The organism is Bradyrhizobium sp. 138, from assembly GCF_023074075.1.
In the GTDB taxonomy this organism is placed as follows: domain Bacteria; phylum Pseudomonadota; class Alphaproteobacteria; order Rhizobiales; family Xanthobacteraceae; genus Bradyrhizobium.
The window spans coordinates 1-11,052 of sequence record NZ_JADPKT010000037.1 but is presented as its reverse complement, the minus strand read 5'-3'; the positions used below and the strand labels follow the sequence as shown (position 1 = coordinate 11,052).

The window sequence follows — 11,052 nt, the reverse complement described above, 5'->3', positions numbered from 1 at the left end:
CGAACCGTTCAATCTGTGCACTGAACTTATTGCTGTCCATAAGGGCTGTTACACAGCACTCCTCCCAACCCGGCAAGACGGCCCTCACCGGAGGGAGACGACGTCGTTGAGGCGACAGGTCGTGATCATCGTCAGCATGATGGCGGCACGGTCGGCGCCACGCTGGCTGCCGGCGAAGGTCCAGTTGCGCCTTCCCAAAGCGATGCCTCTCAATGCGCGCTCAGCGCAATTGTTGGTCAAGCAGATTCTGCCATCATCGAGGAAGCGGGCGAAGTCGTCCCAGCGCCTGAGCATGTAATTCATAGGCTTCAGGACCTCGGAGGAGCGCGAGAGGGTTTCGCGCTCACGCAGCAACCAGGCGTGCATGTCCTCGAGAAGCGGCTTGCTGTTTTCCTGGCGCACAGCGCGCCGCTCGTCGGCGCCGCGGCAGTTGATGGCGCGCTCGATCTCGAACAACGCATCGAGGCGCTTGACCGCCTCCAGTGCGATCGGAGAGACCGGTTTGCCCTTCTTGCCTTCCCGAGCATTTTTCTCGATGTCAGCCAGCTCGAAGAAGCCCCGCCGCGCATGGGCAAAGCAAAACGCCGGCGTAATCGGCAGCGCCTTCTTCTGCGGGTCGAATAGCGGCTCGAAGCCGTTGTAGCAATCGGCTTGCAGGATACCGGCGAAGGCGGCCAGATGCTTCTGGGGATGCTCGCCTCGTCGGTCGCTCGAGGCGTAATAGACCGCCGCCGGCGGCGCAGGCCCGGCGAAGGGTCGATCATCCCGCACATAAGTCCAGATCCGCCCGGTCGTGCACTTGCCCTTCGCTAGGACACGGATGGTCGTGTCGTCGCCATGAAGGCGCTCAGCCGCGAGCACATGGTGTTCGATCAAGTGGAAGAGCGGCATGACGGCGAAGGTCCCGTGGCCGACCTGGTCGGCCAGCGTCGACAATGGCAGGTCAATCCCCTCGGCCTTGAAGCGCGCACTCTGGCGGTTGAGCGGGATATGCATGCCGTACTTGTCGAACAGGATCGTCGCCAGCAATTGTGGGCCGATGAAGCCGCGCGGCGTGGCATGGAACGGCGCGGGCGGCTGGCTGATCTTCTCGCAATCGCGGCAGGTAAATTTCTCCCGTACCGTCTCGATCAGCTTGAAGCGCAGCGGAATCTCCTCCAGCGTCCCGGTCACATCCTCACCGATCTTCGCCAACCGCGATCCACCGCAGCAGGCGCAGGTCGTTGGAGCCTCAATGACGACGCGCTCGCGTTCGATGTCGTCCGGCCAGGGCTTGCGTACCGGCCGCTTGCGCATGAAGGGGCGGACGTTCTGGGTCTTCGCCGCTGCGGCCTGCGCGGCAAGCTCATCCTCGCTCGCTGTGGTGACGAGCTCTTCCAGCTCCAGCTCCAGCTGCTCGAGCAGCCGTGCCGTGCGTTCGGAGCGTTGCCCGTACAGTTCGCGTTTCAGCTTCTCGATGCGCAACTCGAGATGCGCGATCCGCGCCTTGGTATCCGATAGTTGCGCCTGCGCATTCGCGGCTTGCGCCTGCCAGTTGGCAGCCACCGCCTCAGCTCGCAGCCGTGCCTCACGCTCGGCCTGCAGCGCCGCCAGGGCACTCACGAGGTCCGATGGAAGATCGTCGGGCTTCGATATCATGAAGCCATTGAATCAGATCACGCAGCAGATTCAAACCGTAAAAGCGGCTATCCGACCCGCGTCGGCCGATGGGTTTCTTGAGGGTTACGCCAATCGATCCCGGACAGCAGATAGCTCAACTGCGCCGGCGAGATCGTTACCGAGTCACCGGCAACCGATGGCCAGATGAACTTTCCTCTCTCGAGTCTTTTTGTGAACAAGCAGGCTCCCTGGCCATCGTGCCAGATCGCCTTCACAAGATCGCTGCGGCGACCGCGGAAGACGAACAGATGACCGCTGAGCGGGTCCTTGTGCAGCACCTCCTGCACTTGGAGTGCCAGCGACGGAAAGCCTCTGCGCATATCCGTGTAGCCTGTCGCGAGCCACACTCGCACATTCCCCGGTATCGCAATCATCGGCGTCCAAGCACATCGAGGACCCGCGCCAGCGCCTCCGGATCGACGTGCGCATCCACCCGGATGCACCCTCGGTTGCCGAGATCGATCTCTATCAATCCGGCACGCGCGGCTGCCACGGAGCGAACTCGGCCATCAACCGGAGGCAAAAGCTTCGGAGCTTCCTCAGCCGAGGCCGCTACGGCGGCGATCTGCACCGGCGTAAAAGATGGTACAACTTGTTCCGATGTCCGTGCTTGTCGACGCCAGGTAAACACCAGGCTGGGCGCTACTCCGTTGCGACGCAACCTCAGTCACCTTCGCGCCCGGCGCCAATGTCTCCTCGACAATCCGTGCCTTGTCGTCCTGCGACCAGCGCCGCCGCCGCTCCAGCCCGCCCAAAACCTCGATCCGCATCGCCTGATGACCTTAAAGCTAGACTTAAGGTCACACGCTTCGCTGATTACCACCCATCACGCAAGACGGCCCCCATCGGATGCGTACGCTGCGTTTGCGCTCAGGCAATCTACCACTTCGCCGGCGGCCAGACCGTCGTCCGCCAATAATCCCAGCAGAGCTGGCTCGAGACCGGAAGACGAGCCGCGGGCATGTAGTCGATGGCTCAGCTCCGGCTGCCTGTCTTTCCGACTCGGCTTCGGAAGGCGGGGCTTCCATGAGTTCGGGCGGCGCGCCCCTTCCTACGCCAACCGCCGATCAGGCGCTCGTCGAACGGCAGTGCCACGTAGCAGGTGACTCATCCGGAGTCACTCTCGCGATCGCGTTGCGCGCCACGCGCCCACCCGAATATCCGGTCGACACTGCGTGCAGTTCGCTGCCTCGGACTGGGAGTGCCACCAGGTCGAGCAAGCCATCCAGCGCACGAGACGCTCGGGCGGTGGAAGTCGCTTTCCTCGCGGCGCGCTCGACGCCTCGGCGGGTCCGAGTGTCCCGCATCGTGTTCCCCTTGCGACGCGCCGCTTGCACCAGTCCAGCACCTCCGCGCCTCGTTCTGGGTGGATAACGTGGAAGCCTGCATCGCGCAACGCCTCGACGATACGCGGTCGAGCTGCCCAAAGGCGTGGCGGGATTTTCCCTTTATGCGCTGGCGTCAGCTTACGGACAGCTAAGCTGTCTATCAAGCGGGTAAGGTCTAACGACCTGAAACAATGCAAGATGTATGATCCAGGTACAGTCGTCATGTACGGTCGAGTTAACAATTGGCCCGATATTCCGGCCGAAGAAAGATATCATCGGGCAGCCAACGCTGAGGAAGCGGGTGCCGAAAGCCAGGGCTTCGCCGATGCGTTCGCTAGAACGCGATTGCAGGAGTCTGCTGGCAGCTCACCTTCGTCACCGAGTTACTCCCTCGTTCGAAAACCTCCTGTGGTCGAGATCGATAGAGCTACCTTCAGGACAGAAGTGAGGACCTTTCATGGCGACGCAATCAACCGCATCGCCAACAATCCACACGAGTACTCGGAATTTGTATCCGCAAGAGCTAAGCGCACAGCAGAGGTCGCTAAGGAATACGGTATCAGAAGAGATTCAGAAGACGCCCGATATTACAGTTACCAATTAGGAAATGTGAGCGTCGGCCTCCAAAGAACGGAGGCCGGATTCAACATGACTGAGTTCGAAAGCGATAAGTGGCGAGAACAGTTCCCTGGACGAAGTGAAGTCACCTCAATTGTGGATTTTCAGGTTGCTCATCCGCTTGTCGCGAACGCCGGCGATATTCTGCTCGAACATCAACTTCGGCAAGACGGCGAACGACCATTGGTGAACTGGCGTCCTGCTAATGCAGAAGCGAAGGCCCGCGCAGAGACAATGGGCTTCGTTGAAGTGGATGAGGACGACATGGTACTTGACCCCACTCAGTCCGCCCAGTGGACAAAAAACAGCCTTGGTGAATGGCAGCGCGCAACTAAATCTCAGCTTTATCTCTCCAAGGTCGATAGTGATACTGAGGTTGCAGCAGATTCCGAAGAGGATGGTGACTTTATGTAATACGAGATCCGCAGGCATTCATGTTTGGGCAGGCGGTGGAGCAAGGAGCGCAGGCAAACCGACAGCTGCGGCAAAGGTCAAGTCTTAGCCGAGCGAAACGGACAATTCGACTGGATCCGCGAGGTGCTTTGTAACAACGGCACCAATGTTCACCATCAGGCCGGTCCGAGGTGGTTTCGCCGTTTGATGCGCCAATCTGAGGGAGATAGTCTCGGCCATTTCGGTCGAAGACACCAAATCAGGAGAGATGTCGAGCGAATTGAGCCACAGCAATCCATGCGCTCTGATCCTGGCGCTAAGCTCTGCGCCGCTGCCGCCGACCTTAAAGGACGGACGTGTTGACCCGGCGCGATGTGGCCCGTCCTGAACCGGCTTAATGCCAGACGCGATCTCGACAAGCTTGTGTGCGGCGGCTTCGGAGCCAAGCTAGCTTGATCGGCGGCCAATCTCATCAGGCTCGGACTGACTCGCTGCCGCCAAGCATCGTGGAATCGTCGCTGCTAAGAAGGCGGTTTGAGCGCCTGCGACCGGACACCTGCTTGCCAGAGGATGATCAGGATTGATGTCAGCAAATCCCTCAGCCAGGCGAGCACGCGGCGGAGGTTGTGGCCGGCGGCGGTGAGGATGACGTTGATGGCGTCGCCCTCACTGCCCTTGAGATGCCAGCGGCCGAGGTGGCCGTCGCTCTTCATGTGGCCAATGATGGGCTCGATGGCTGAACGGCGCCGGAGCTCGCGCTCGATGACGCCGAAGACGCCCCGTTTCTGCCCGGAGATGAAGACGCGGCGCGGTCTATCGGTCCTGTGGCCGCGATAGCCCTTGTCGACATAGGCGCGCTCGATCGCGCAGCCAGTTAGCGTTTCCGTCGCCTCGATGATGGTGCCGAGCGTGTGTCCGTCATAGGGATTGCTGGGCAGTGCGCGAGCGTGCAGCACGAAATGGCCGCCCGGCGCGCGGCCGTTGGTGGTGACGATCGAGGCCTTGACGCCGAACTCGTAAGGCGCTGCCGCCTTGCCTTTGCGGGTGTACTCGACCTGGGGCGCATGGAAGGAATAGAGTTTCCTTCGCTGCCGCTGCTGTTGCGATCCGCGCATCAACGTCAGTACGGCGTCGTTCTTTCTTCCTGCTCATTTTCTGAACCTCCGTTTGAGAGGCCGCCGCGGCCCGTCACGGGTTCCGAAGCCGGGGAATTCAGGGGGCCGGCGCACCCTTAGGCCGAAACGAAATGAAGGGCGACCAAGCCGCTGCGCCGGCCACCGGCCCCGCAAGACCGACAGCGGGACGGGGGCACTTGGCGACCGCTTTGGGCGTCGTATATTGAACCGGTAGGCTGCGTCGGCCTTGCTCAGCCCGCCCTCGACCACGCTTCGCACCATCGCCTCTCGACCTTTGGGCGTCAAAGGCGCATTCTTGTGGACGTTCATCTGGTCTCTCCTTGGAACGCTGAAGCTTCGCAACCTCAGCTTCAGGATCAGACCATATGGACAACCTCCTGAGGAACCAAAGCTAGCGGAGCGCTTCGGCAAGCGCGTCCTGTCGCTCGATGACGACATCGTTCGACTTTGGGGATGGATTTCCGGCGAGGTAACGCGGGCGAGCGGCCATGCTCCGCCTGTGATCGACACGATGCTCGCCGCGACCGCGAAAAACCGGTCCTCGGAGGGATGGGCCCTGAATGGCGAAACGAAAAATCGGGCGAGGCCGAAGCCTGGCCCGGTGCAGCTCAACGGAACGCCTCCATCTGCAGCTCGGCCGCCATGCGATCCACGGTCTGGCTTTCGACCGGACGCCTCGAAATCAATGGTCGTGCTGAAGCCTTCGCCGTGTTGGGTCTGGGGGCAGCACCGGGAAAGCCGCTATGGCCAGGCTCATCGACTTCGGCCGGGGTCTCGGATCAGGGGAAAGGTGCGGGATGGGTCACCAGGAAACCTGAGAGATCCCGTTGGTGTCGACATGGAAAAGCCCGCGCGGAGCACCGGCGTTAACAACGCTCCAGGCCCGATGTCCGGACTTTATGGCGCGTCAATCAACGTGAGACAAGGCGGCCGAGTTAGGAGATAATTGACGCTGGCCGCCGGCTTGGCAAGCGCTGATTGACGCTGCGCGACAATCAAGCGGTACTGCCGTATGCCTCATGGAGGAATGTTCCCGGAGACGCGATCGTTGCCTCATTTATTTTGCTCCCGAGAAGACGGACGGTCGGTACCTGGGAGGCCTGCGCAACGACCGGCCTCCCCCGTGTCGGAAGCGGGTGCTGTCTCCGTGCAACGGGTGCCTCGTCGAACCGCTCTGCATGATCTGCCGATCTTCAAACAGCAGCGCGCTTGCCTGCTCGCTGCGCCAGGATTTGAGGCGGCGCTGAAGCGTTCGCAGCAACTTATCCGGATACGCGCCCGGATATTCCGCCTGTAGCCTTGTCAGGAGCTCGGCGCCGTTTCGCCACGGCTCGGCCTTGAACCACTCCTGCAGCTGTGGGGTCGCCTGAACGAGCGGATCAGGAGGACGACGACCTCGCTTCGCTTTGAGGATCGGACGGTCCGTCCGTCGAGATGCGCCCTCTTTCCAAGCCGTTCGCAAGCTGGCGAAGAAGTCGATCGGCGGGGCCGCAGTAATCGAATCGCCCGACGACTTCACGTCGGCAAGGTCGGCCAGATGTTGCTGCGCAGACCGAATGTTACGCAGCAACCCGACCGGGTCCAAGCTGAAGCAGATTTCCTGCGGTCGGGCCAGAACCGCATCGGAGATATGTGGTCAGCTGCCAGCCGCTGATGCGGCGTCGTCGGTGCACTATAAGATTTACGGACGCGTGCGCCATCGCGCTATCAGCTTGAACGACGGCTGCAAGAAGTTCACGAACAGGCGCACTGAGCGATAGAGTTCTGCGAGCAACGCAGCCGCCTCAAGTCCTTCAAACCGCCGATAGCCGACGATGCGTCGGACCACGGCTCCGTTCTTCTGTTCGACAAACGCCTGGTGTCTTGCGGTAGGGTCGGCAACGCGTGAACTCGATGTTCGTCTGCTCACATGCCCTGCAGCGAGAACGGCAGCTGTCGGCGAACTTCTGTCATCACAGTGCTCAGTAGCGTTTGCTCGCGCACCAGCAACGGCGCACACTCCGTCCAACAGGTCGCAATATCCGTGAGCACCAGCGTCTGCATAAAACTGGCGCGCGCCGAGGGCCCACCGTGAGCGACCAGATCGGCTTCGACTAAGCCCGGCGCCGGTCCTTCCAGCCGGCGGACGTCCGTACCGGGATTCCGTCGCAATGTGCTCGCCACCGGGCGGCGCCGCTGGCGTCCACCTTCCTGTCGGATCTTGCCCAGCGCCCCATCGATCGTTGACGCGCTCCCCGCCAGCAGCTTCGCACGGATTTCAGGCGCCAGGCCCATGTGACCGTTCCGTTCCATCGACTCGATCAGGAGCGGCAGCAGCGCTTTCAGCCTCTTGCCGCAGATCCGGTCGGACGCCTCACAAAGAACTACCAGCGCATTTCGTTCAGCTTCCTCGTAAATCCGGCGACCGGTGCGCCGAACCGAGGATTGCCTCATCTCGCCTCGGAGCAGGCACATCGCATGCTTTCGATGCAAGCCCGTCCCAAGCACAAACTGGTCCAGAATTCGCTCCTTCTCCGCGCGGCTCGCCTCTCTGTAACGCTGCCGCACAGCGGCCGTCAGCTCTCTCCGAATCGCCATGCTCAGTTGCCTCACTCATTATCGCGCCCGCAGTCCCATCCCACTGGGGAGCAAATTACGTGAGGCAGGCACAGCACAGCATTCAGGAACATTTCAACGGACTTCTTGCCATCCTCGTATGGCTTCCGACCGGGACGATCGGCCATGATGCCCTGCACGCTTGAGGCCGATCCGTGTGCCACATCCAGGCGCACCGCTCTCGAGCGCTTCCTAAGCGACGGTCGCATCAAGCTCGACTCCAACACCGTCGAGCGCGCAATCCGGCCACCAACCATCACGAGAAAAAACGCGCTCTTCCGGGCAGCCATGGTGGCCGGACCTGGGCCACCATCGCCACGCTGCTGCAGACCAACGAAGATGAACGACGTCGACCCGCACTCCTGGCTCACGCAAACTCTCGAACGGATCGCGCGGCGCTGGCCGATCTCTCAGATCGATACTCTCATGCCCTGGAACTTCCAAGCCTGAATGGCCAAAGCTTCGCGCTTACGCCGCTGCCAACACGTCTTTGGTATTCATCGGCCGCGGCGCCTCGCGCAATTAAGGTGCTTGAAAGCGGGGGTAGATCACCAAGCTGCGAGGATTTGCCGCATCCTGAAACGGGTATGAAACTCAATCAGGCTCGACGCGACAGCGATGGGGCTTGAAGTCTACGTAGCGTCAGGTTGTACAGTCTGAATCATACATGCGGCCTTCTCTGAAGCTTCATGATCCCTCGGAGAGGCTCGGTTGGTTGTAGCGAATGTGAGGACGTTGAACTGAAGAACTGATGAGGAAGCAGAGCTGCAGTTCAGGTATCGAAACCCGGACGCCTTCCAACAGCAATGGGGCGGCCCAATTTCGATCGCGATGTGCCGCATGCGATCTTGCCCGGAAGGAGGGCGGCAACACCGTGGCTTTTTGGATCGTGCGAGTATTTGGGTTTCGTTTTTCCTGGATTGCTTTGAGGTTTGGCTAGCGGTCACCTGTTGCCCGAGAGCCGGGGCGCTCTTCTGCAGCAGCCAAGGCTGGGCAGGCGTGAGTAATGCACGAGCTCGGAGCGGCGCTAACGGTCCCTTTTTGTTCAATTTGGCGAATCTTGACGTCCGGCTTTTTGAATCCGGAGTCTCTGTGGTCAGTGCACCGGAGTGTGGCTGCGGAGCAGCTATGAAGAGTCACCTCATCTAGGGAGAGTCGTGTGGAACCCATCTATAACAATCCGGACGATTGGATGCGCTGGTACGCCGAGCTGCAGCATGCGCGGCAAGAGACCGACGTTGACCCTGCGGATCAAGCTGGCTTCGAGCAGCAATTGGGCGAGCTGCAACTCCGCTCTCCTGAGGAGAGTTCGGGGGGTAGTTCCCCCGACACTCCAGCCGCACGGTCGCATGAAAACATCCAGCGTACGGACGTTGGTGGTTCGATGCGAATGCCGCCAAGGTCCAATCTGCGGAACAATTCGTTCAGCAGCACGCGTCACAGTGTCGATGTTCCGCACGCTGATCTTGGCTCGGCTGCAAATAATTACCGGTCTGACTTGCGGGACAGGCCATTCAGCAGCATGCGTTACGCAGCGCCCTCGAAGGAACAACCTACGGCGCGGACGAAGGACAACAAGCCGCGTGGACTGTTCTCTCGGGTCAAATCAGGGTTAAGCAAAGTCTTTGGAGGAAACCACCGTGAGAAGTGGTCCGGCGGCCCAGCGTCTGATGACGTCTACTCGGAGCTTCGCATCGACTTTGCAAAGCGCAGTCGCCCGTCCGAAGCAGACCTCGAGCTGATTGAAGAGTTCAAGACGGCATTGGGCAGCGCGAACCGTAAGACGAAGACGATCGAGAATTATGTGATGGCTCTCCGAATGTTCAGCGAATTCCTCCAACCCAAAGGCGTCACTCTGAACGACCTGCTTGGCAATGCTGATCTGCTGACAGCCTATAAAGATGAATTTAAGAAGGTGGCGAGCGCCAATAGCAGGAACTATGTGGGTGGAGCCTTGGATACACTCCAGAATCTCCAGGCTGGAAATCCCATATCCGCTCCAGCTGGGGTGGGTACGCGAGAGCAGCCGATGCATCCCGAAGACGAGCGGATGATCCGCCAGTTCGTGGAAAACGTCAAAGACTACAGAGTTGCTCCCGATGGTACTAGAGGCCGCGGGACTGGTAAGGTCCCGCTTGCTACGATCAAGGGCAATGTGCAGGCGCTCAACGCGTTTGCTCGTTGGCTCCGAGCGCAGAACAAGGAGCCCCTGGCTCCTCGGGCATTTATCGAGCCAATGTCGCTCGCCGACGACATCGAGCACTACTTTGTAGCTGGCGGCGATGATCGTGACCGCCTCAGCGCGGCATTGTCTCATCTCCGCAGGATCGGCGCTGACGGGCTTCAAGCTGTCGGTGCCGGGCCCCGCCTGATGGGGCGCGAAACATTGTCAGCTCATCCGGGGGACGTCTCCATCATCAATGACTTTTTGACGGACGCTCTATCCAAGCTTGGCTCCGACGCGACTCGCAAGGAGAAAGGCGGCGCTTCGGCGATGGTTTCCAGGCTACGCTCCTTTAGTGATTGGCTTCAAAGAGAGGGCAGGCCGAGCATCATGGACCGTATCAAGGGCAATGCTGAGCAGCAGTCGTCATTGAGCGCAGATTATGCGGCGTTCAGCATAGCCACAAAGCGGACAGCCCCACTCGATCTCCTTCGACAATACCTGGGTCAGGAGCCCCAACAAGGACTTCGTCCTTATGACGATGACGCCAACCTGATCGAGAGGCTGGCCAAGGAAGAGCTGAGAAACCTCGACCCAGCTTCCGAACCGAGAAGAAAAACAATTCGTAATACTGCTTCGGCCCAACGCAAGTTCAGTGATTGGCTCCGCACACAGGGTAGGGAGAGCATCGCGAGCCGAATCAACGGCAATAGTGAGCAGCGGCGCTCGTTGGACGCAGACCACCGGGCTTTCACGGAAGCCAAAGGAAAACTTGGCCTGAGTCTCAAGAAACTCAGGCAGTATCTGCAACTCGTTGAGGCAAACCGAGCGCTGGGTGTGACCGTCCCTCAGCAGAGGGCTAGCTCGAACTCAACCTCAACCTGGGTGCGAGATTTGCCGACTCCGCCGTCCGAAAGTGAGTGGCCGCCGCTGCTAGGTCCGTTCGGGCAGGCCGGCTTGCAGGAACCGACTAGGTCGAGCTCCACCTGGTCCCCGCGCGTGCCGTTCGACTTTGATCCAAGTCAGTGGCCGGCGCCGCAAGGCCCGGTTGGACCGGCCGGTTGGCAGGACCCGGCCGGGTCGAGCTTCACCTGGTCTCCACGGGTGCCGTCCGACTTCGAGTGGCCAACTCCGGAGGGCGCGCCAGCTCGGTCCTCAG

3 protein-coding genes and 5 pseudogenes are annotated in these 11,052 nt (G+C 60.6%); 4 read left to right on the top strand and 4 right to left on the bottom strand.

Annotated elements, in window-relative coordinates; genetic code table 11:
* Positions 1-99: 99 nt before the first annotated feature.
* Positions 100-1,638, bottom strand: a pseudogene (locus IVA79_RS17305) (IS66 family transposase); the annotation flags it as partial.
* Positions 1,639-1,685: 47 nt separating this feature from the next.
* Entirely contained in the window at positions 1,686-2,033 is a 348-nt protein-coding gene (gene tnpB / locus IVA79_RS17300; protein WP_247554786.1) for an IS66 family insertion sequence element accessory protein TnpB, read from the bottom strand.
* Between the two features lie 1,152 nt (positions 2,034-3,185).
* Here tnpB and IVA79_RS17295 point away from each other — a divergent pair.
* On the top strand, positions 3,186-4,019 hold the full coding sequence (locus IVA79_RS17295; protein WP_276577499.1) for an effector protein NopP: 834 nt from the start codon (positions 3,186-3,188) through the stop codon (positions 4,017-4,019).
* Between the two features lie 500 nt (positions 4,020-4,519).
* Here IVA79_RS17295 and IVA79_RS17290 read toward each other — a convergent pair.
* Positions 4,520-5,107: pseudogene (locus IVA79_RS17290) on the bottom strand (transposase); the annotation flags it as partial.
* Between the two features lie 418 nt (positions 5,108-5,525).
* Between IVA79_RS17290 and IVA79_RS36965 the strand changes: the two are divergent.
* A pseudogene (locus tag IVA79_RS36965) lies at positions 5,526-5,663 on the top strand (type II toxin-antitoxin system VapC family toxin); the annotation flags it as partial.
* Between the two features lie 666 nt (positions 5,664-6,329).
* Here IVA79_RS36965 and IVA79_RS17285 read toward each other — a convergent pair.
* Positions 6,330-7,726: pseudogene (locus IVA79_RS17285) on the bottom strand (ISNCY family transposase); the annotation flags it as partial.
* 162 nt (positions 7,727-7,888) lie between these two features.
* On the opposite strand from IVA79_RS17285, the pseudogene IVA79_RS17280 reads away from it, so the two are divergent.
* Together IVA79_RS17280 and IVA79_RS17275 are read left to right on the top strand one after the other, a co-directional pair.
* Positions 7,889-8,179: pseudogene (locus IVA79_RS17280) on the top strand (transposase domain-containing protein); the annotation flags it as partial.
* A 709-nt stretch (positions 8,180-8,888) separates the two neighbouring features.
* A partial coding sequence (locus IVA79_RS17275) for a hypothetical protein (protein ID WP_247554783.1) occupies positions 8,889-11,052 on the top strand: 2,164 nt, incomplete at its 3' end.

Excerpts from the sequence above, each read along its gene's own strand:
- tnpB (WP_247554786.1), bottom strand. The coding sequence starts at position 2,033 with ATGATTGCGATACCGGGGAATGTGCGAGTGTGGCTCGCGACAGGCTAC.
- IVA79_RS17295 (WP_276577499.1), top strand. The coding sequence starts at position 3,186 with ATGTATGATCCAGGTACAGTCGTCATGTACGGTCGAGTTAACAATTGG.